Annotated in this window: 17 protein-coding genes; 9 read left to right on the top strand and 8 right to left on the bottom strand. The window is 57.5% G+C overall.

The window, feature by feature from the left end:
- Positions 1–363 precede the first annotated feature (363 nt).
- The gene (locus tag AC0QKW_RS18785; protein ID WP_473152616.1) at positions 364–1278 is read left to right on the top strand and encodes a phosphate/phosphite/phosphonate ABC transporter substrate-binding protein; all 915 of its coding nucleotides are present in this window, start codon (positions 364–366) and stop codon (positions 1276–1278) included.
- A 386-nt stretch (positions 1279–1664) separates the two neighbouring features.
- A complete protein-coding gene (locus tag AC0QKW_RS18780) occupies positions 1665–3671 on the top strand; it encodes a DUF8082 domain-containing protein (protein WP_473152615.1) in 2007 nt (668 codons plus the stop codon).
- A 113-nt stretch (positions 3672–3784) separates the two neighbouring features.
- On the opposite strand, the gene hemW is transcribed toward AC0QKW_RS18780, so the two are convergent.
- Genes hemW through AC0QKW_RS18765 form a run of 3 tightly spaced genes read right to left on the bottom strand, consistent with a single transcriptional unit; the run spans position 3785 to position 7115 of the window.
- Positions 3785–4996, bottom strand: a complete 1212-nt coding sequence (gene hemW / locus AC0QKW_RS18775) for a radical SAM family heme chaperone HemW (RefSeq protein WP_473152614.1) — start codon at positions 4994–4996, stop codon at positions 3785–3787.
- A complete protein-coding gene (locus AC0QKW_RS18770) occupies positions 4993–5772 on the bottom strand; it encodes an MOSC domain-containing protein (protein ID WP_473152613.1) in 780 nt (259 codons plus the stop codon). Before AC0QKW_RS18770 ends, hemW begins: the two co-directional genes overlap by 4 nt.
- 47 nt (positions 5773–5819) lie before the next feature.
- The gene (locus AC0QKW_RS18765) at positions 5820–7115 is read right to left on the bottom strand and encodes a hypothetical protein (protein ID WP_473152612.1); all 1296 of its coding nucleotides are present in this window, start codon (positions 7113–7115) and stop codon (positions 5820–5822) included.
- A gap of 593 nt (positions 7116–7708) precedes the next feature.
- On the opposite strand from AC0QKW_RS18765, the gene AC0QKW_RS18760 reads away from it, so the two are divergent.
- Positions 7709–9070, top strand: a complete 1362-nt coding sequence (locus AC0QKW_RS18760) for a UDP-N-acetylmuramoyl-tripeptide--D-alanyl-D-alanine ligase (protein ID WP_473152611.1) — start codon at positions 7709–7711, stop codon at positions 9068–9070.
- 41 nt (positions 9071–9111) lie between these two features.
- On the opposite strand, the gene AC0QKW_RS18755 is transcribed toward AC0QKW_RS18760, so the two are convergent.
- The 3 genes from AC0QKW_RS18755 to AC0QKW_RS18745 form a co-directional block, all read right to left on the bottom strand.
- Positions 9112–10227 (bottom strand): DUF3086 domain-containing protein, encoded by a 1116-nt coding sequence (locus AC0QKW_RS18755; RefSeq protein ID WP_473152610.1) that lies wholly within the window; start codon positions 10225–10227, stop codon positions 9112–9114.
- A 65-nt stretch (positions 10228–10292) separates the two neighbouring features.
- Positions 10293–10682: a DUF3119 family protein gene (locus AC0QKW_RS18750; RefSeq protein ID WP_473152609.1), complete on the bottom strand. Its 390-nt coding sequence runs from the start codon at positions 10680–10682 to the stop codon at positions 10293–10295.
- A 176-nt stretch (positions 10683–10858) separates the two neighbouring features.
- Positions 10859–11656 (bottom strand): MlaE family lipid ABC transporter permease subunit, encoded by a 798-nt coding sequence (locus AC0QKW_RS18745; protein ID WP_473152608.1) that lies wholly within the window; start codon positions 11654–11656, stop codon positions 10859–10861.
- Positions 11657–11846: 190 nt separating this feature from the next.
- Here AC0QKW_RS18745 and AC0QKW_RS18740 point away from each other — a divergent pair, with 190 nt between their 5' ends.
- Together AC0QKW_RS18740 and AC0QKW_RS18735 are read left to right on the top strand one after the other, a co-directional pair.
- Positions 11847–13445: a M16 family metallopeptidase gene (locus AC0QKW_RS18740; protein WP_473152607.1), complete on the top strand. Its 1599-nt coding sequence runs from the start codon at positions 11847–11849 to the stop codon at positions 13443–13445.
- A gap of 113 nt (positions 13446–13558) precedes the next feature.
- The gene (locus AC0QKW_RS18735; protein WP_473152606.1) at positions 13559–15061 is read left to right on the top strand and encodes a M16 family metallopeptidase; all 1503 of its coding nucleotides are present in this window, start codon (positions 13559–13561) and stop codon (positions 15059–15061) included.
- Here AC0QKW_RS18735 and AC0QKW_RS18730 read toward each other — a convergent pair whose 3' ends face one another.
- Positions 15062–17497: a CHASE2 domain-containing protein gene (locus AC0QKW_RS18730; protein WP_473152605.1), complete on the bottom strand. Its 2436-nt coding sequence runs from the start codon at positions 17495–17497 to the stop codon at positions 15062–15064.
- A gap of 116 nt (positions 17498–17613) precedes the next feature.
- Entirely contained in the window at positions 17614–17763 is a 150-nt protein-coding gene (locus AC0QKW_RS18725) for a hypothetical protein (RefSeq protein WP_473152604.1), read from the bottom strand.
- A gap of 560 nt (positions 17764–18323) precedes the next feature.
- Here AC0QKW_RS18725 and AC0QKW_RS18720 point away from each other — a divergent pair.
- The 4 genes from AC0QKW_RS18720 (at position 18324) to AC0QKW_RS18705 (ending at position 21564) form a co-directional block, all read left to right on the top strand.
- Positions 18324–18926 (top strand): TetR/AcrR family transcriptional regulator, encoded by a 603-nt coding sequence (locus AC0QKW_RS18720; protein ID WP_473152603.1) that lies wholly within the window; start codon positions 18324–18326, stop codon positions 18924–18926.
- Between the two features lie 115 nt (positions 18927–19041).
- The gene (locus AC0QKW_RS18715) at positions 19042–20556 is read left to right on the top strand and encodes a phytoene desaturase family protein (RefSeq protein ID WP_473152602.1); all 1515 of its coding nucleotides are present in this window, start codon (positions 19042–19044) and stop codon (positions 20554–20556) included.
- A gap of 310 nt (positions 20557–20866) precedes the next feature.
- Positions 20867–20995: a hypothetical protein gene (locus tag AC0QKW_RS18710; RefSeq protein ID WP_473152601.1), complete on the top strand. Its 129-nt coding sequence runs from the start codon at positions 20867–20869 to the stop codon at positions 20993–20995.
- A gap of 44 nt (positions 20996–21039) precedes the next feature.
- Positions 21040–21564: a universal stress protein gene (locus tag AC0QKW_RS18705; RefSeq protein WP_473152600.1), complete on the top strand. Its 525-nt coding sequence runs from the start codon at positions 21040–21042 to the stop codon at positions 21562–21564.
- Positions 21565–22375: the final 811 nt, after the last annotated feature.

Here is a 22375-nt window from a genome sequence, read left to right as displayed (position 1 = left end):
CCGGTTGCGTTGAAGGGTTTTCACCCACAACTCAAGAGTACATTTTGGTATCTAAAGTTACAAAAACATCCTGTCATGGTAGCTATGAATAACTTTCATAGAAGGCAACGATGGCCAGTCCCGTCTGGGTTCTGCCGTTCCCGAGGATAGACAGCATTCTATTCCTGCACCTGGATGAGGTTTAGTACCAGGTGCAGCTCGAAATCTATGGTTTTCCTACCGGTAGATCTCCACGTCTGGACTCGGATCAGATTTAGAGTCACAGAATGCGAAGAAGGCCTAGAATCCGGGAGTCTGTCGGTCTAAGCTGCATAGGGGTGCCACTTGACAAGGACATGTTGGGATGGCTTCTGGCCTAAAACTATGGAACAACTGGGGCGGTGGTGGCGATTTTGTTTAGTGGGTCTGCTGGCCGTGCTGCTGGTCAAGGCCTCAGGTTGTGGCCCGGTCAAGGTGTATGAGCAGCCCATGCGGCTCACCGTAGGACTGGTCAGCTATGACGACGGCGCTAGCTCCCTAGACAAATATCAGCGCTTTCAGGCCTATTTGGCTGAGCAGCTCAAGGCGGTGGTCGAGCTAGAGCCGGTGTTTAACGAGATTCGCGCCGTGGAGCAAATCCGGGCGGCGAACTGGTCACTGGTGTTTGCCCCCTCGGGGCTGGCGGCGATCGCCATTGCTGAGGCCAACTATCTGCCGATCTTTCCGCTGCTGGGCACCCCCAACCAGCGATCGGTATTGGTGGTGCGCGACGATAGCCCCATGCAGGCGCTGGGCGATCTGGCAAACCAGGCGATCGCCCTAGGTGAAGCCGGGTCGGCCACAGGCTACTATCTGCCCCTCTACGATCTCTACGGCCTGACCCTGCAAAAAATTGAGTTTGCCCCTACCCCGGCGATCGCCCTGGGCTGGGTAGCCGAGGGCCGGGTCACCGCCGGAGCCATGGCCGAAGAAGATTTTCAGCAGCATCGCGCCGACTTCGATAGCGGTGTCTTTCGGGTGTTGCACACCAGTCGCGCCATTCCGCCGGGGGCCGTGTTGATCGGCCCTGGCGTCGATCGCAACCAGCAGCAGTATATCGAGCAGGCCATGCAAAACGCCGATTCGAGCATGGCCGCTGACGCTGGCTATATCGCCAACGCTGCCCCTCCCGACCTGTCGCAGCTGATTCAGCTGGTAGAAAAGGTGCGCCCCCTTGAGGCGCGGGTCAACGAGCAGCCAGCGGTGCTGACCCTAGAGACGACGAGCCTGTCTTCAGGCTTGACCAAGGGGCTGAGTTAGTGAGCTAGGCGACAGCCTGGCTCAGAGGGGCAGCCTAGGATCAGGAGTGCTACTACTGGGCTTCATATTCAATCCGACTCATAACCCCCCGATGCCAAACCGATACCCGGTAGAGATGTTGCAGTGCAACGCCCCTACGAATCTGGGGCATACAGACAGAACCTGGACTCAACCCAAATCCGAATCGCATAACCCCGATGCTAAACAGGCGGATTGCGTGGGGGCAAACGGTGTTTGCCCAGCCCAACCGGGGCTAACCAAGTCAGATTCGCTATCAAAGGGTTTTAGTAAACCGCTGCGGATGGAATGAAGCTAACTATAGTGAATGGATAAGGTGCAGCCCTAGCTGACCCAAACTTCTCTTGCGCCCCTTGGAGCTGACTCCCGTGACCCACGGATACCGCACCCTAGCCGCCATTATGCTCACCGATGCAGTGGGCTTTAGCGCTCGCATGTCGGTGCATGAAGAGCTCACCCTCTCTCAGCTACAGCGCGACCAGGCGCTGATGAGTAGCCTCTGCGAACAGTTTGAGGGCAAGGTGCTCAAGTCAACCGGAGATGGTCTGTTAATGTACTTTGCTAGCGCGGTGCAGGCGGTCAGCTGCGGGCTAGAAATTCAGAAGGCAATGCACCACATTAACGCCGACGCCGATGGAGACTTAGCCCTGCTCCACCGCATTGGCATACATCTAGGAGATGTGTTTTTTAGCCAGTCTGACGTCATGGGCAACGGCGTGAATATTGCCGCCCGCCTGCAGACCGAGGCCCGCCCCAGCGGTATTTGCATTTCTAAAATTGTCTATGACGTGGTCAGATCGCGACTCGATCTAGATGTGACCTATGCGGGGCCGCTCCAGCTCAAAAATATTCAGGAGCTGGTGCCCGCTTACCATATCAATGTTTTCTCCGAGGGTCACCAGGTTACCACTCCAGAGCCAGACGAGGTTCTAGAACCGCCTGTAGAAACCCCAGCAGACCGCCAGCTTTTGGCTCCGGGCAATCGGGTAGGGGGGCGCTACACCATCCAACGGGTGCTGGGCCAAGGAGGCTTTGGTCGGTCTTATCTGGCCGAAGACTCCCAGCGCTTTGGTGAAGCCTGCGTGCTAAAGGAGTTCTTTCCGGCCAAAAAATCGGGCCGCAATCTGCAAAAGGCGCTAGATCTATTTAAGCGGGAGGCCAAAACCCTCTACCAGCTCAACCACCCCCAGGTACCTAAGTTTTTGGCCTGTTTTACCCAGCGCAACCGGCTGTTTATTGTGCAGGAATATATCGATGGGGTGCCCTACTCTCAGCTGCTGAAGCAGCGCCGCCAACAAGATAGCCAGTTTTCTGAGGCAGAGGTGGTGCCGTGGCTGATGCAAATGTTGCAAGTGCTCGACTATCTCCACGGGCTCAACATTGTGCACCGCGATATTTCGCCTGACAACATCATGTACTGCCGCGATCGCAGTCTGCCCGTGCTGATCGATTTTGGCCTGGTGAGCGACGCCATCAGCACTCTGCTCTCCGGTGATGTCGACGCCGCTGACGATGGGCAGCCGGCGACCATGGTGGGCAAATTTGGCTACTCCCCGCCCGAGCAAATTCACCTGGGCCAGTGTTTTCCCAGTAGCGATCTCTATGCGCTGGGGGTGACAGCGATCGTGCTACTCACAGGCCGCTATCCCCGCGATCTGATCGATCAAGAGACCCTGGAGTGGCGCTGGCAAACCTACGTCAGCGTGGGCCAGGGTCTAGCAGCCATTCTCACCCAGCTGGTACAGCAAAAACCAAAAGCTCGCTTTCAGACCGCCCAAGCCGTGATGCAGCAGCTAGTCCAACTCACAGAGGCCGCTGCAGATCCCATCTCTCCCCTAACTATAGAACCGGCTTGGGCTAGCGCTACGGCCCCGGCGCTAACTTCCTCAGAGCTGTCCAACCCGGCCTTTATCGAAGCCTGCCGCCAAGCCCTGACCCACTGCATTGGGCCCATGGCCAGCGTCATCGTCGAAGACATGATCGATCAATACCCCCAGGCAACCCCAGAGGAGTTTGTCGAAATTTTGGCCAGTCAGCTCTCTGACGGACGTCAGGCCACCAACTTTATCAGCCGCATTCAGGGGGTAGTCGAGGAGCACTCTGCCAGCCAAGAGCCCAATCCTCACGACGTAACGATGCCCGATCTAGAGCCGCTGTCTGAGCCCCCATCTCCTGTCGCAAACGCTCTCAGCCCAGAGTTTATCAGCCGCTGTCGCCAAACTCTGATGCGCTGTATTGGCCCCATGGCCAACTATCTCGTAGACGATACCCTAGCCGATTTTCCCCATCTGTCGCCCCAAGATCTAGTGACTCGCCTAGCAGCTGAGATTCCCGATCGCAAAAAGGCCGATGACTTTCGCCAACAAATGCAGTAGACAATGTTGCCCGCCCACAGTGCCTGGGGTAGAGAGTTATTTTTTGGGGAGATCATAGCAGGCAGCTGACTTGAAGCTATAAGTCTTGGCCAGTCCGTTAAAACGACACCACCTCATTCGTCACCCAAATCTTCCACAGCGCGAAAGCAGTCGGAGAGCACAACATTGGAGAATAAAAAGCCCTCAGGATCGCTGAGGCGCAAACGGCGAAGAGTGGCCCAGGAGTCGCCCTCAACCATGACCAACCCCGCTTGTATATGCGGCTTCAGAGTTTGATAGAGAATCATCCAGGTAGCCGGAGAGCAGTAAGACCGCACCTCATCCCCACTGATCCCCTCCTTGAGCCGCAACCCCACCATGAGCCGATCTAACAACTGCTCCAGGGCCGGCGTCGGTAGTTCGCTGTGGATGCCTCCGGCGGCCTGAAAGGCGGTCACCCAGTCGCCGTAGGACGCTAGCGTTCTGGGACGACTGACGCGCTGACGTTGGGTGTAGCTGGTAGCCCCGAGGCCAAAGCCGTAGTAGGGCTGATTGCGCCAGTAGGTCAAATTGTGCTGACATCGGTGCCCCGGCAAGGCGTAATTGGAAATTTCGTAATGCTCATAGCCCTGGGCCGTGAGCACTGTTTGAGCGAGCTGATACATAGTGGCCGTTTGCTCGTCCGTAGGCAGGGGGGCATTGCCCGGTTGGTAGCGTTTGGCGAAAACGGTTTGTGGCTCTACGGTAAGGTCGTAAATGGATAGGTGGTGGGGATGAAGGGCTACAGCTTTAGTGAGTCCAGTTTCCCAGTCGGTTAGGGTCTGGTGGGGCAGCCCAGAGATTAAATCCAGGCTCCAGTTGGCCATGGCAACCTGGTGCAGCCAGTCCACAGAGCGATAGACATCGGCAGTGCGGTGGTAGCGACCACAACTTTCCAGCGTTCTATCATCCAACGCCTGGACACCCAGACTGATGCGGTTAATACCTGCGGCCAGGTAGCCTTGTAAATGCTCCAGGTCAAAGGTTCCCGGATCCATTTCCATAGAAATTTCGGCGGTGGGGGCGATGCCAAAGCGGCGATCAAGGTGGGCAAGAAGCCTGTCTAGCTGCGGGATGGAGAGCAGGGAGGGGGTACCGCCGCCAAAAAACACCGTGCTGAGAGGGGGGTCGTTCAGCTTGGGAGTGGCCGCAATCTCTTTGCAGAGCAGATCCACGTAGCTTTCTACGGTGCCAGAGGTCTCGCCCCGCTGCTGGTTGCCGAGCACCGAGATGGGAAAGTCGCAGTAAAAGCAGCGACGACGGCAAAAGGGAATGTGAACGTAGGCAGAAGCAGGGCTACAGATCATGCCACCACGCTAACACTATCCCCAACCCGGAGGACTTGACCTGCCTGCCCACAGATATTGGTATTGACGGCCAGTTTGTAAAAATGGTTGAACCGTTGGGTTGAGGCCCAGGCTGGCAAGGTTGCCGCGCGCTGCTGAGCAAACGTCTTTTGAAAGTCAGGGGTAGCCGTGCCGGTGAGGGCGTTGCGGGTGGGCACCACACAGCGCTGGCAGGGGTTGATGCCCTCTAGCACCACATCACCGATCGCAAAGCGCACCGGGCTACCATCGGTGCTAAACAGCTGATCTTCCCAGAAGGGGGGTACGCCGTCGATTTCGAGATTGGTGCGAAAGCGGCGGCGGGCTTCTTCTAGGGTAAGGCTGTGCCAATCGGCAACGGTCTGAAGGGTAGCGGTGCTAATCACCGTTGGCCCAGCAGCGTTGGTGTCGTCAGGGAATCCGCTGTCGGGATTAGCTTGAAGTGCGATGGGCTGCTGAAAGTAGGTGCTGAACCAGGCTTCGAGTTGTGAACGCTGCTGCTGAAAGTGAAAGGTGGCAGCAGGGGGCTGGTCGTCAACGGCTAGGGTGATGGACTGGCCATCCTCAGAAAAAGTTGATCGCAGGCGGTGAATGGTGGCAGTTTGTTTGGCGTTGATGAAGCGGTTTTGGCTGTTGAAGAGGGCGTAGGTGCGATCGCCCCCCAGCGCCCCACTCTCTAGCACCCTGGCCCAGGCCACCGAAACCCCATCCAGCGACTTGACCGGAAAAATATCAATGCGGGCGAGATGGCCGGTCATAGACAACTATGGCAAAGAACCCTAGCCATAGTAGCGACTGACAGCAACTACCGGCCACTGGCGTGGGAAAGGTCGACGGTGCCAAAGTTCAAGCTCATGGCGACGTTGATATTTTCAAACATGTTGACCAGCCAGGCCACCGTATCGCTAGAGGCAGACTCGTAGTGGTTAAACAATAGCGAAAAGCGCCGCTCCAGAAAGGGTTTGACCTTCTGACAAATCAGCAGAATGCGCAGCAGCAGCCCAGTAGTATTGACCGGGCCGAGGTTGTTGATCAAGTCGAGAAAGACATAGTGCTGCCGCCCAGAGCTGGGGTCAACCACCAAAAAGTTGAACAGATTGCTACAGGTTCGTACCTTGAGAAAGTCGTCTACTGGCTTGCCATCGCTGGTGGCAAAGGTAGAGAGCAAATGGTCTTCCAACATGGTCTTAAACTGCCGCTGACCATAGCCAGTGTCTATATCAGCCATGATGTAGTCAAACAGATCGGCTTTGAACTGCCGAAACGAAGATCCCTCGTTGTGGGTAATCAAAAAGCGCTGAGCACCGTCACGATAGCTTTGGCCCTGGTCACGACGACGAGAAAACTGCTTGAGTGAGACCACTAGGTCTTTGTCGCTCAGCAGCGTGGGGTTGGGCACCTCCCGCAGTTTGGTGGCAAAGTCGGTCTGCCCCTGGCGATGGAGCCGCCCCTGGCGCACCCGGTAGGTGACGTAATGGCTGAGGTCTACCTCAAACTTGCGCTGGGCCTCGGCCTGCATAATACGCACATGCTGCTGGTGCTGAGTGTCGCTGTCTTCGGTAACTAAGCAGTGCTCGTAGAGGTAGGGATAGCGGTTGATGAGAGACCCGAGGGGCACCACATCTGCCTGCCGATTGCGGGGCAGACTAGACTGACGCGCCTCAACCACACAGGCCAGGCGCTTGAGCGCTAGATATTGCTCGGTATCGAGAAACCCATGGGTAACCTGGCGCAGGCGACGCACAGAACGAGAGCGAGACAGCTCGGGCACTCGACTCGGAGGCGTAGACTCAAGCAGCCCTATCAGGGTGGGAATGGCGGGCTGAAACTGAGTATTGGTCTGCCAGCGGTTGATCAAGATGTGGCAGCAGCGGTTGAGAATGAACCGGTAGTAGTCGTCAATTTCTGGGTTGGACAGCAGATGGTCGAGAGCCTCTGCGATCGCGCGATCGGGGTAGCCAAAGCCATTGATAAATAGCGCCTGAAACCTTTCTACCATGGCTTCAGGGGACTCTACCGCCACGCAGGAAAGCAGGTGGTTGTACAGGCGTTGCTCGTCTGCCGTAGTGGTTCTATTGTTGTGAGTTACTTTTGTCTTCACGGCTTCACCGCCCTGATCTCATCTACAGATGCGCCCAACTTCACATGCCCAAGGGGCATGCGATCAAACGGGCTGCGATGAGAAGAACTTTGCAATCAACTGACCTACTCTACGAACCTAACGAAATGCACGAAGCTGATAGCAGCAACAATCTCTAGATCTATTAAAGGCTGTTGGCCCCCAGTGCGCGTCAGTTTTTACACCGGCTTACCCCTAGTATGTCTCTAGACTACTGCGTAAATTTTCTAGTTTTGGGGACTGTGTAGGGTACGCAAACAAAGTTCTGGCAAAGTTTGCTACCCAATTGTGAGGCCACCATGAACAACCGAGAGACCTTGGGCACCATCGAGACAGCTTGGCCCCAGGATAGGCCATTGATTGAAGGGGGCATCGACTCTGGCCTCATTTTCAACCATCGCAAGCAGTCAAGCCTCAGAGCGTCAACATGCTAGCCCCCAGGGTACCCAAATTCCAGAGACAGTTATAGCCACTTTGCCGGGGTAAGTTTCCTTTACAATCAGAGCACTATGGAGAAAAGCTTGGGCAAAGCCCGGCCGCAATGCAGTCTCCGCTACACCACACCCTTGAGGGCTATGAGTTTTTCTTCCCTAGCTACCCTGGCCGATGTCATCGGCGCATCTCTCGACCATGTGTCGCCATCGCCCCTCAAAATTCAGGTAGCAAATATCACCACCGATACCCGCAATCTCAGTGAAAACGCTCTGTTTATAGCCCTGGTGGGAGAGCGATTTGATGGCCATGGGTTTGTCGAAGCCGCGATCGCCCAGGGCGCGATCGCCGCCGTTGTCGAGGCGGGTAAGCAAATTCCACATCTTCCCTGTCTGCCCGTAGCCGATACCCTAGCGGCCTACCAGGCGCTGGGGCGCTGGTGGCGGACCCAGCAGGCCGCCCGCATTGTGGCCATTACCGGGTCGGTGGGCAAAACCACCACCAAAGAACTAATTGCGGCAGCCCTGGGCACCCAGGCCCCAGTCCACAAGACCCAGGCCAACTACAACAATGATATCGGCGTGCCCAAGACCCTGCTCCAGCTCCGGCCTGACCACGCCTTTGGGGTAGTGGAGATGGGCATGCGGGGGCCGGGAGAAATCGGTCGGCTCGCCCGTATCGCAGCTCCAGATGTGGCAGTGATTACCAATGTGGGTACGGCGCACATTGGTCGGCTGGGGTCAGAGCAGGCGATCGCCGCCGCCAAGTGCGAGCTGCTAGCCGAGCTGCCATCCCAGAGTACGGCAGTGCTCAACCACGACAACTCCCGGCTGATGACCACGGCGGCTCGGGTATGGTCAGGGCGCACTCTCACCTTTGGTCTAGAGGGAGGCGATGTTAGAGGTGAGCCAGTGGGGGCAAACACCCTGGTGGTAGAAGGAGTACCCATACCCATGCCGCTGCCCGGTCGTCACAACGCGCTGAATCTGCTGGCGGCGATCGCCGTCATGCAGGCTCTTGACCTCGACTGGCGCGTGCTCAGCCAGGGCCTCACCGTAGATCTGCCCAGCGGCCGCGCTCGCCGGGTGGCGTTGCCCAACGATGTGTTGCTGCTCGATGAAACCTACAATGCCGGGGCTGAGTCAATGGCAGCCGCCCTGCATCTGCTGGCCGAAACCCCTGGCCAGCGCCACATTGCCGTACTGGGCACGATGAAAGAACTGGGAGAACGCTCCATAGACCTGCATCGCCAGGTGGGCGAGACCGTTAGTCAGCTGGGCTTAGATGCCCTGCTCACTCTAGCTGACCCAGACGAGGCCTTAGCCCTGGCCGAAGGAGCAGCAGGGGTGAAAACAATCGGCTTTGCCGACCACGAGACCCTAGCCGATTACCTGCGATCGCTGCTGCAACCGGGCGATCGCGTCTTGCTCAAGGCCTCGCGATCGGTCGCCTTAGATCGGGTCGTCAATCAGCTAGTAGAAACCTTGCCCCCCCAGGCTGACTAGCTTCGTCCTAGAGTCTAGCCCTAGCGACAACCTGACCACGTCTAGTAGTCGTACTCGTTTACCGGGTTCATGGGGTCGGGGGCAAAGGCCAGCCAAAGAGGAAACTGGAGCAGCGCCAAGCTGATCACCGACTCAGCTTCGTCGACCACAATAAAGGGCAGGCCATTCTCAGCTGTGATGCGATCGGCCCGCTGGGCTAGAGGTTCAGGGGCGTCGAACAGCATCACCCCCTGGCCGGTGCCAAAGTCAACCCGAGAGATGCCCAGGCAGTCTTGCAGGCCGCGCCGCCAGTCACCCAAGCGCTCGGGGCTATTAGAGAGCACCAGGGTGCGCAGGCGGCTACCGTAGAGGGCATAGAGAATGGAGATCGCCGCCGAGGCCACCAGCACGTTTTGTAGGCGGCTGCCCATGCTCTTGACCGCACCACGACCCCCCTGGGCAAAAAACCAGTTGGAGATGCGATCGGCGTGGATGGGCTCAAAGGTGCGTCGCAGCTGCCACAGGGGGCCATAATAGTCGGGCCGCATGCGGTACTGATCGAGCAGACTGCGAATGCGATCGGTCTGGTCTTGAAAGCTGCTAGAGGCAAAGGCTGGCTGGGCAGTTGTGGCCTCCTGAGAAGTAGCTCGGCGGGAGGGGCGATTCGCCAGGCGTTCTGTGCCAGTATCGCCACCGCGCTCGACTGCTGGAACTACAGCCGGACGAGTGGGGGCTAAATTGAGCTGCTCGGCCGCCACCGACAGATCCTGCAAGCTGCCCACTAAATAGTCTTTAAAACCCTGTACCCGCACCGCCAGGTCTTGAGACGCACCCGCAAAGGTGGTGCGCATTTCGGCCTGAATGCGCTCTTGGCGACGCTCCAGGGTTTCAATTTCCTGCTGGAGGGTGCGCTTGCGCTGCTCTAGCTCAGCAGTGCCCTGCTGCACCATGCGGCCAATGTCAGTCTGGATTTTTTGGAACTGATCTTGGGTGAGGCGATTGTAGGTCGCTTGCAGGTCGACAATGCTGCGTTTGAGGTCAGCTTCCTGCTGGCGTAGGGCGTCAATGCGGGTGCTCCAGTCTGACTTAAGACCCGCTCCCTCCGCCGAGCCACCGGGGGCATCACCGCCGCCGCTGCTCTGTCCCAGGCTTGATTTCGATAGCTCCTCTGCGGTCATAACGGCTCCATAGACCTGTTGTCAGCCTATCAGATGAGAGCCAGGGTGAACCCTGGGCAGCCCGATTACGCCAGGTCTTTGGCTGAGGCACAGTGGTTTTCTAAACAGACGCGCAGTTCTCCAGGGCTAAAGATAATCGGCAAAAAGTGGATGCTGTTGACCTCACGAAAGTAGAACAGCACCGGCACCGGCTCCCAAAAGATCTCCCAGTGCTGCCATTCGGCATAGGGAAACTGACGAATCATTGTTTCCCTGCGATACACCTCTAAGGCGCTGTCGGTAAACCGTAGAGTGAGCATGAGGGTCTGCACCAGCAAAAAAAGTCCAAAAACTCCTACTACGGCCCCTAGCCAGAGCTTTGCAAAGGCTAGGGGTATCGCCAGACCAATCACCACTAGAGGAATACGGAAGCTGGGAGACAGGTCGGTGGAGATCGCTGTTGGGGTAGAGGTCACGGGGGCAATGACAGATAATGGTGCTTTTCACAGTATAGAAGAAGCGGAGGCTGGCGTTTTCTAGCCTATTTTGAAGAGCGTTGGCCCCATGACCTTGCACGCCCGTAGCGACCACTCCGCTCACAGGCCAAACACGGTGCCAAACGTCATGGAGCACAGAACTAGGCTTCAGTGCTCTAAAAATTTCTCATGACAGCGCTACTGGTGCCCTGGAACATCAGCCACGAGAGAAAGAAATTGCTGATGAAGATCGCCAAAAGAGCGGTAACAACCGCAGTGGTAGTGGATTGACCTACCCCCTTAGCGCCACCGGTAGTAGTCAGCCCCCAGCTGGTGCCAATCACAGCAATTAAAATGCCAAAGAAAAACGCCTTGATCAGCGAGCTGACTAAATCCCAGACCGACAAAAAGTTCTTAGCTGAATCTAAAAACACTGAATAGGGAATACCGTACTGGCTGGTGGCGATCAGTAGGCCACCGGTCATACCCGTAATGAAAGACAGCACATTGAGCAACGGCAGCATCAGGGCACAGGCAATCACCCGAGGAATCACCAGGTAGTCGATGGGGTCGGTTTTTAGAATTTGCAGGGCATCGATCTGTTCGGTAACTCGCATGGTGCCAATTTCGGCGGCAAAAGCTGACCCCACCCGCCCGGCAATAATCACCGCTGTGAGCACCGGCCCCAGCTCGCGGGCCAGGGTGAGCGCTAGCACACCACCGATCGCCGCACCGGCCCCAAAGGTCAAAAACTCTCGGGTGACTTGAATGGTAAACACCATGCCCACAAAGGCGGCGGTAATCAGCGCGATCAGCAGCGACTCTGGCCCCACGGCGGCCATTTGGTCGAGGGTATTGCGCCGATGTACAGGTCGAGAGATTAGGTGGATCACCACCTGGCCCGACAAGAACATTGCTGCTAGGGCGCGCTGGGCCCAGAGCTTGAGGTTTGAGCTATCTACCGCCTGTGTCAAAGCCCGCCCCTTTATACAACTATGCGAACTCTACCCAGGATCTAAGGCTTTTGACAACTGCCTTGGGCAAGGCACTGAGCCGCCCAGGAACGCTAGCCCAGAAGAATGGTCATTGCCCGCAGGACTCCACTATCCTGATAAGCGGAGTCTTTACTCAGTGATTACTAACCCTGTGTTTGATGGCAGCCGGATGAATCAAGTACCGCACCATACTCAACCCCGTGCCCGATGGTCTGTAGATCGGCTGGCCCCCCGCCTGGGCCGATGGCTAGTGGGCTGGGTCGCCCTGGTCAGTCTCGGGCTGATGTGGTCGCAGCCGGCGATCGCCCAAGGCGCTATTCAAACGGCCCAGACCATACAGCCCTATCTAGACCGAGTGGCGGCGGGGGTGACGGAGTTTACCCTCGACAACGGCATGAAATTTATTGTGCTGGAGCGCTCCCAGGCCCCCGTGGTGTCGTTTATGATTTACGCCAATGTGGGGGCGGTGGATGAAACCGATGGCAAAACCGGAGTAGCTCACTACCTAGAGCACCTGGCCTTTAAGGGTACTAGCCGCATTGGCACCAAAGACTTTGCCGCTGAGCAGCAGATCTTTGCGCAGCTCGATGAGGTGTTTGAGGAGTTTTTGGTCGCCCAGGCGGCAGGCGACGAAGCCAAAGCATCTGAGTTGCAGTCTCAGCTAGAAACGCTGCAAAAAGAGGCGGCTGGGTTTGTGGAGCAAAACCAGTATGGGCAAATTATTCAGCAGGCGGGGGGGGTCGGGCTCAACGCCACCACCTCCGCCGATGCCACTCGATATTTTTACAGTTTGCCGGCCAACAAGCTGGAGCTGTGGATGTCGCTGGAGTCGGAGCGGTTTTTAGATCCAGTATTTCGGGAGTTTTACGAAGAGAAGGACGTCATTCTCGAAGAGCGCCGCATGCGGGTAGACAACTCTCCCATTGGCACCATGATTGAGCGGTTTTTGGAGGAGGCCTTTGTCAGTCACCCCTATCGCCGTCCGGTAATTGGCTACCAAGAGGATTTGTTTGTCGCCACCCGCGACGATATTCAGGCGTTTTACGACACCTACTACGGGCCTGGGAATCTGACTGCTGTGGTAGTAGGAGACGTGAATCCGGCTGAGATGCAACGGTTGGCGGAGGTCTACTTTGGCCGCTATCAATCGCGCCCAGCCCCCCCACAACCTGAGATCAATGAGCCCCGGCAGACAGCACCGCGCGAGTTTACCCTGGCTCTGCCCTCTGAGCCCTGGTATCTGGAGGGCTACCATCGCCCCGGTATCGATCACCCCGACCACGTAATTTACGGCATGATCGACAGTTTGCTGATGGGAGGGCGCACCTCGCGGATCTACAAGGCGGCAATCGACGATGCTCGCATTGCGCTTGATGTAGGCAGCTTGAATGGGTTTCCGGGCGATCGCTACGACAATATCTTTTTGCTCTACGGTCTGACGGCTCCCGGCAATACCCCAGACGACCTAGGCGCGCTATTTACCGACGAGCTGCAGCGGCTGCAGCAAGAGCCGGTCACCCCCCAGGAGCTCGAGCGGGTAAAGACTCAGTCCCGAGCTGGGCTGTTGCAGACCCTGGCCTCAAACAGCGGTATGGCTTCTCTGTTGGCCGAGTATGAAGCCAAAACTGGCAGCTGGCGCAATGTCTTTGACGATCTGACCGCCATTGAGGCCGTTTCAGCGGCAGATATTCAGCGGGTGGCTCAGGAGCTGTTTCAGCCTGCTAACCGCACGGTGGGCAAGCTCGTCCCAGCGGAGTCACCTCAATAGTTGTTGGGGGCTAGGCTCAGGGGCGCAGGTAGGACTGACCAATCCATCGCCGCTGTTTGTTCAGGATCTTTGCACAGAGTTTCGCACAGGATAATTACAGGGAACCCATGGTGATGAATGCGTTCAGATGGTTGGCGGAAACCCGACGGTCGGCGAGACGGCGGTGGCTGATGCCGCTGCTCACCCTGACGGCTCTGCTGGGGGTATTGCTGCTGGCCTGGCAGGCTCCGGCCAACGCCCTCACCCCGCTTCACTACGACGAGCTAGAGTTTCCCCCCCTGCGGGACATTGAGATTCCGGCCTATGAGCGCTACGAGTTGCCCAATGGTCTGGTGGTCTATTTGCTAGAAGACCATGAACTCCCCCTGGTGAGTGGGTCGGCGACCTTTCGCACCGGGTCGCGGTTTGAACCGGCCGACAAGGTGGGGCTGGCCAGCCTTACCGGTGACGCCATGCGCCTGGGCGGAACCGAGAGTCTCGATGCCGATGCTCTCAACCAGGCCCTAGAACAGCGGGCGGCGGCGATCGAAACCAGCATTGACACTAGCGAGGGCAGCGCCACCTTCAGTGCGTTGAGCGAAGATACAAGGGCAGTGTTTTCCCTGTTTGCCGACGTGGTGCAGCGGCCTGCCTTTGCCGACGATCGCATCGATCTCCTCAAGCGCCAGTACAGCGGCAGCATTGCCCGCCGCAATGACAACCCCGACAGCATCACCAGCCGCGAGTTTCGCAAACTGGTGTACGGGGCCGACAGCCCCTACGCTCGCACCACCGAGTACGCCACCCTGGCTGCCATCAGCCGGGAAGATATTCAGTCGTTTTACCAGGCCTCAATTCGCCCAGAGCAGACTATTTTGGGCATCGTGGGCGATTTTGACAGCGCCCAGATGAAGGCGTTAATTGCCGAATACTTTGGCCCCTGGCAGCCTGAGGGCACAGGTCTAGCAACCGATCTACCCCCAGTGCAGCAAGCCCAGACGGGAGTATTTATGGTGTCGCAGCCCCAGCTGACCCAGAGCTACATTCAGCTCGGGCACCTGGGGGGGCAGCTTGACTACCCCGACCACGCCGCCCTGGCGGTGATGAACGAGGTGCTCAACGGCTTTAGCGGCCGCTTGTTTAATGAGGTGCGATCGCGCCAGGGGTTAGCCTACTCAGTCTATGCGCTGTGGGCCCCCCGCTACGATTACCCTGGGCTATTTGTGGGCGGTGGCCAGACCCGCTCTGAGGCGACGGTGCCGTTCATTCGCTCGACCCTAGCTGAGATTAACCGTCTGCGCGGCGAACCCATTACCCAAGCAGAGTTGTCGCAGGCACAGGATTCGGTACTCAACAGCTTTGTATTTAACTTTCAAAGCCCTAGCCAAACCCTGGCGCGGCTGATTCGCTACGAGTACTACGACTACCCCCAAGATTTTGTGTTTCAGTTTCAAGATCAGGTGCGCGCCACCACCGCCGAGGCGGTGCTAGCGGCCTCTCAGGCCCGCCTCAGCCCTGACCAACTGGTGATTTTAGTGGTGGGCAACCCCGCTGAAATTCAGCCTGAGCTGAGCAGTCTCACCCCCAACACCACCGTGCAGGCGATCGATATCACCATCCCTCAGCCCGGCGCTTAGCTAAGGTTGAGGCGGGTCACTGGCACCGGGCATCAGGCTGGTGGTGTCAAACCAGTTGCCCGGCAGCATGTTGGTATCTTCGGTAGGGTCGATGTCATCCCAGTCTTCGGCGTCGGTAGAGAGCGCTGGCGAGCCCAGCGACCCGCCAGCGACGGCAAGTGAAGCGAGAAAGTTGTCGGGTAGAGGCTGCGATCGCACTACCGCTTCGACCCCGGCCAGGTCAGCCAGCACTTCTTCGGCCCGCTGGTAGCGATCGGTAAAATCGTAGAGCACTAGCCGGGCAATGATGTCACCAAAGGTAGAGTCGAGGCCAGGGGCCTCGTGCCGCCAAATCACCTCACCGTTAACATCCCTCCGCAGGGCATAGGCCGGAATGCCCGTCAGCGCCTCGATCGCCGTAATGCCTAGGGCGTAGAGATCGCTGCCAAACTTGGGCAACCCCGCCGACTGTTCGCTGGGCATATAGCCCTGGGTGCCCACCCCCACCGTGGAGGTAAGATGCACCCCCGTATGGGCCAGCTTGCTAGAGATTTGCTTGACCGCGCCAAAGTCAATCAGCACCAGCTGCCCATCTGCCTGCCGCCGAATAATATTGGAGGGCTTAATGTCGCGGTGAATCACCCCCTGATCGTGGACAAAGGCAATCACCGGCAGCAGCCCCAGCAGTAAATCGAAAACGTAAGCTTGGGGCAGAGGGCGACGGGTGGCCAGTTCATCGCGCAGCAGGTGCCCCTCGATCATTTCTTCAACCAAATAAAACGAGCTTTGGATCTCAAAGTAGGCCAGCAACCGGGGAATTTGGGCATGGTGCCCCAGTTTTTCGAGGGTCTCAGCCTCGCCCTCAAAAAACCGTCGCCCCAGCCGGTGAGCCCGGGGGTCGTCGCTGATGATGCGCAGCTGTTTAACCACGCACACGGGCGAGCCAGGCCGCTGGGTATCTTCGGCCACATAGGTTTCGCCAAAGCCTCCAGAGCCCAGCAGGCGCACAATCCGATAGCGGTTGGCTAATAGCAGGCCAATCACCTCAGCTTCCCGCAACTTGAGCAGGTCTTGAAGGTCGTCCTGCTGACTGATGATCTCCTGCACGATAGGCGAGGTGACGTACTGCTCTAGGGTTTGGCGCAGCCGCTGCTTGCGAATCTGCTCGGTCACAATGTCAGCCACGATATAGGTGCCACCCAGCACCATCAGCCCCACCAGGGGAGCGCCCGTAGGCAACAGCACCCCCGCCCCGGCAAAAGCCCCATAGCTGAGCCAAAACCAGCTGCCAATGGTGGCACCCGTCCAGCCGAGGCGGGCCACGGGGCGGTTAAATCGACGAAGCAACAGCACAAACCCCCCGCCACCAGTCATCACCAGCAGCCCCCGTAGCCAAGCATTGCTCAGCCCCTGTCGCAGGGCTTGGCCGCTGCGCAGATTGGCCACATCGGTAGCTAAGATCTCAACCCCAGCCATGGCTTCGGGGTGCAACAGCGTCTCCGAGAAGGGGGCCTGATGAAAGTCTTGGAGAAATTTGGCGGTGCCCCCAATGATGACAATTTTGTCCTTGAAATACTGGCCGTCGTTAAGCTGGTTGGCCCAGGGGTCGGGGTCGAGCACGTACCAAAAGGGCAGATGCCTAAAGCTGCGGGTCGGCCCGTAGAAATTCAAAAAATCGCCCCTGGGGGGAAGCTGCTCAACCCCCGCCGCCGCCAGAGTGGCCTCAGCAAAGGACTGGGTAGCATCGACCTCACTGCCAATCTCACTGGCCTCGTCGAGGTCGGCCTGGCTGGCCCCCAGCCCGTTGAGGTAGGCCCGTCCGTGGCGATGAATGCGGCCATCGGGCTCGATGGGAAAGTTAATATTGCCGGTGCGGGCGGGGGTGTTGAGCAGCTTGGGAAAGGGCTGGGTCGGGCGCACCAAGGCCCCCTGGCGCAGACCAGCATCGTCGACAGAAACCGCCAGTACGACGCGATCGCCGTAGCGCTCCAGCACATCTGCTAGGGCCTGATCGTCGGCGGGGCCGTAGCTGCTCTCTGAAAACATCAAAATATCTACCGCTACCGCTCTAGCCCCCGCCGCCAGCACGCGCTCAATGGCGATCGCATGGGCTCGCCGCTGCCAAGGACTGCCCGCCAGGGGAGCCAGATAGGGATACTCGTCGGGGTCGGCACGGTAGTACTCGGCCTGGCCAAAGGATTCTTCATCCATCGCCAAGATGACGATGTCGTCAGGGGCTACGCGGGGGCCGCGAATTTCAAAAAAGAGGGTTTGTAGACGTCGTTCCAACAGCTGGGCAGGCACCGAGTCGGTAGCCACATGGGCCGCCAAAAAGCTCAGCCACAGCCCCGCCAGCGAGAGCTTCACCCAGTCTCGCTTGATCTGCCGCAGCATCCAGCCCTTGACTCGATAGGCGGTGGGGATAGCGGCAGTGGCGGTTTTGGGAGAACGGGTCATGGGCGATCGCACAGCAGCCCTGGGCAACGGGGGTGCAGACCCAGGCTAGAACTCTCCTAGCTTAGTCACCCCAGGGGTCAACGGGGGCGGAGTTTACGGAATCTTAGCCCCCGCCGCTAGCGGCCATCCCTGAGGTGTGCCGCCAGGGTTTGCAACAGCCCTGGAGACAGCTGAGGATGGGGAGTCGTATCGGCAATGATAAGGGTGATTAGGACTGCCAAAACCAGACGGTGCCATTTCAGATCGAGCTTAGGGTAGGCCTGCATAAATCGCGGTCTCTCAATGGTGGGGGACTCAATAACTACACCGTCACCAACGGCAACTTCTGATCAAAGCTCAACAAGATTGAGCAACCATTCCACCTCGACCACGCCAGGGCTGACTCTAAAACACCCTAGCCAGGGCACCTTTAAGCATAGAAGACAGTAATTTTGGCCCCGGCACAAAGACGATGTCTAGCTGCTGCATTAGCCCCAGCGCTCGGCAATACTATGCTTTGGCTGCATAGGGCAGGCTGTACAAACCGACAAAATCAAACTAAACGGTTTGGTAAAATTAGTCAATAGCCCATTACCATTAGAGGTATAAGCCTATACTTTGCTGCAAAACATCCTGCGGGATGCTCTGGGGGAGAAGCGCCTCAGGATGTTCCAACTAAAAAACATCCCTTTCCAGGAGGCGAACTTATCCCGTGGGGCCGATCGCAGTCAAATTCTGGATAAGTATTTAGCTGGAGCACCCTGAACCTAATTGAACAGGGTGCGGGGTGATGACCAGCAATCGGGTGCTATACATGGAATCAGTCGGGTTAGAGAGGTGAAAGCGCGTGGTTCACAGTCCAGCAGTGCTGAATGAAAAAGCGGTGCAAATTTTGCAGGGGGCGATGCAAGAATTCCTACAAAATGGCTACGCTGGCACCAGTATGGACCGAGTGGCGGCGACCGCTGGTGTGTCAAAACCAACGGTATATAGCCATTTTAAAGACAAAGAGGGGCTGTTTAGAGCGCTGATACAGTACGTAGCTGAGGCCCGCTGCCAGCAGGTGATGGGCGACGGCAACCTAGAGGGTCGCCCTGAGGAGGTGCTGCGGCGGTTGATTACCAACGCCATCGAGAGTGAGCTGCACGACATTGACTACCAAAACTTTGTGCGCCTGGTGGCCGGTGAGTCGGGTCGGTTTCCGCAGTTGGCCCAGGCCTTTGTGGAGTATCTCACTAAGCCCGCTGCCGATCAGCTGACCGACTACCTCAAAACCTGCCCAGAGCTTGACCTGCCTGACCCCGAGGCCACAGCCAGGGTCATACTCGGGGCCACAATTTTCTTCATCATGTCCCAAAGCATGATGCATGGGGAAGCTATTATGCCCATGGATCCGCAACGCCTGGTCGATAGCCTGGTGAGTTTGGTGACGCGATCGCAGACTGTCTAGCCCTGGCTCAGGGCACCCACGCCGCTAGCTTGCCTCATCAAAAATTTTGAAGGTTTGGGAACTTATCGCCGGGGCCATCTAGCGTTGAATAGTACAGTGCGCGATCGCATCTCCCATGGCCCCCACCGCAGACATCATTATCATTGGCGCTGGCATCTCCGGGCTGGCCGCCGGGTGTTACGCCCAGATGAACGGCTACCGCAGCATCATTTTTGAGGCCGACGATCAGCCGGGGGGCCTGTGCACGGCATGGCAACGGCAAGGCTACACCTTTGACGGCGGCATTCACTACATCTTTGGTACCGGACCGGGGCAGCCGTTCTACTCGCTATGGCAAGAGCTAGGGGCCTTTGAGGGGCTAGAGTTTGTCAACCAAACCGAGTTTATGCAGATTCATGGTGCCCAGGGGGAGGTGCTGCGGGTGCACAGCCAGCCCGATACGTTGCAAGCGCATTTGCTGGCGATCGCCCCCGACGATGCCAAGCTAATCGAGGCCTTTTGCAAAGGGGTGCGCAAGTTCAAAGAGTTTGACCTGTCGATGTTGCAGCAAAAGCCCAAGTCGCTGATGACGGCGGCAGACTGGGCGCGGCTGGGCAAGCAGGTGCTGCCCTTTATGGGGGCGCTGGGCAAGTGGAGCCAGCTGTCGTTGCGCGACCTCGCGGGGCAGGTAAAGCATCCGTTTTTGCGATCGGCGCTGCCCCACATGTTTGCCTGGCCCGATGTGCCGGTGATGGTGGGCATGTCGCTGCTGGCCTACCTAGACAACGGCAACGCAGGGTCGCCTGTGGGGGCGGCCATTAGCTTTGCCCGCGCCATTGAAAAGCGCTACCTCGATCTGGGGGGCGAGATTGTCTACTCGGCTCAGGTCGAGCGGGTGCTGGTGGAAGATGATCAGGCGGTGGGGGTGCGCCTCTACAGCAACGAAGAGTATCGCGCAAAGCGGGTGATCTCGGCCTGCGACGGTCGCCGCACCATTTTTGACCTGCTGCAGGGTGAGTACATCAACCGCCGCATCGAGAAGCTCTACGATGGGCATCTGCCGCTGCATTCTCAACTGCAAGTGTCGCTGGGGGTAGGAATGGATTTTTCGCATCGACCCCACTGGGTGACCCATTTGCTCGATAGACCGATCGCGATCGCAGGCCAAGACCGCTACGAAATCGGCGTCAAGCACTACGGCTTTGACCCATCCCTGACTCCGCCGGGCAAGTCAGTGGTGACGATCATGCTGACCAGCCCCTACAGCTATTGGCAACAGCTCTACGGGCGCACCGCCTACCACGCCGAAGAAAGCCAGGAGGCGAAAATTTTGATTGAGCGGCTAGAGGAGTTTTATCCGGGACTGGGGGCCAGCATTGAATGTATGGATGTAGCCACCCCCCTTAGCTACGAACGCTACACCGGCAACTGGCAGGGGGCCAGCTGCGGCTGGCTGCTGACCAAAGACACCCTGCCGCTGATGATCAAAGGCGTGCCCAAGCGCCTGCCGGGTTTAGACAACTTCTACATGGTTAGCCAGTGGACGGAGCCCGGCGGCAGCCTGCCGATCGTGGCGCTGTCGGGACGAAACATGATCTATGAGATCTGCCGGGAAGATGGGCGGGCGTTTGAAGCGGCAATGCCAGAATAATCGATCGTCACGCCCCATCCGATCTTGAACCGTGGGTCACAGGGTTTCGCTTATGTTTGGCCGAGTTGGGTGGGGATGACCCACGCCATCCCTCCACCCCCTTACCTCTTACTCCCGGCCCCCCACAATTTCCTGCGGTGAAAGGTTATGAAATGCGATCGCACATCACACTTCATTGCATTACCCCGCCGCCGCCAAAACTCCGCAAGACAATAGAAGTAAGGAAAACGGTTGCACCCTAGTGACGTTACGACCTAGGTGCAACGAACCAAAGCCCCCTAGACGTGCCCGGCACGGGGAGGATCACGCCATGCTATCCCTCATTTTTACCTATCACGACTCGCTCTATCTCACGACCGAACTCGGTGCCCTGGTGCTGGTGCTCTTCCTCTGCTGGCTGACACCCCGCCTAGATCACCATCGGCCTCAGCACCACTAGACCACCCACTAGATTCATCAGCTACAGTTACCGGGAGGACGCCCATGTACCAAAAACTTCTCGTCGCCCTAGACAACAGCCCCAGTAGCGATGCCCTATTTGCCGAAGCCCTAGACATGGCCCAGGCCACCGAAGGGGCGCTTCTACTCGTACACAGCCTGTCTAACCAAGACGACGATAGCCCTCTACCGATGTCGCCCAAGCTCAACAGTATCTACTGGGCACCGGGCACCGAGCTTAACCTTGAGGCCTGGCGGCAGGAGTGGGTGCGTTACGAAACCGAGAGCAGCGATCGCCTACGGCACTACACGGCGATCGCCAATACCGCTGGCGTCACCACCGAATTTCGTCAGCTAGTGGGCGATCCTGCTGCTGTCATCTGCAAAGCCGCCCAAGACTGGGACGCCGACCTGATTTTGATCGGCAACCGGGGCCGCAAAGGGCTGGCCGAGCTGGTGCTGGGTAGCATCAGCAACGAGGTCATGCACAAAGCTCCCTGTTCTGTACTGGTGATCAAGACCAAGGCGCTTACCCCAGTCGTCGAACCGGCGATCGCAGGCATCGCCTGACGCTAAGACTAGGTGTGAGGACATTACCTAAGACAAGGAACCCTGCTCAAACGTGCAGGGTTCCTTGCTTTAAAAGTCAGGGGCTACAGAAAGAGACATGGGCGTGGCGACTGATGAAGTGGATGGGTAATGTGACCCATAAAACGGTGTAGAATGGATCCGGCAATGAGGTATTTTCTCCCCATTAGTTCCCATCAGACTGGAAAATGCTCAGGGCAAGACAGCTCATCCCCCGGCAGGCAAAAAGCCCACAGCCCAAGTTCCATAAGCTTTTTCGGATCCTGGCCAGCTGAGAACCAGAGCCTAACATAACGTTTTGTAACGTTTCTCTCAAATATTTCTGGGGAAAACAGAGCAAAAGCCGGGGAAAAGCCTTCCCTTTAAAGGGGATAACCTCTCGCTTTGGGTAGAGATTGTCTCACCCACTTCCATGGGTGTGGAAAGTGGAAAGAGTTTTCCTTACCTTTTCCCCATCTCCGTTAGCAAAGCAGACCATACTGGGCAAATGCTTCAGCGGTTCTCCCCAGTTTTCACAGGCTCTTCTACTACGACTACCTTTTAAATTTTTCTTCTTCCGGAAAGCAAACCTGACTTAACAGGGCCAGCATTGGTAAACCAAAGATAGGGTGATACGATAAACGCCCAATCGAAAAGTAGCTTCTTTCAAAACGCTACAAAGCTCTCTCCACAAAGGATCCAGCCTCTTTAGATCTGGCACTCAAGGGCACTTTAACCAGGAATCTATGGCAAAGGTGAGATACTGCTAGTACGGAATTAGCTATGCTTCACCGATCAGCCGTTGGTCATAGCC

The sequence above is a fragment of the Pseudanabaena sp. PCC 9330 genome (assembly GCF_055795045.1).
Note: the sequence above shows the minus strand (reverse complement) of the source record. Positions and strands in the feature narration are given on the sequence as shown.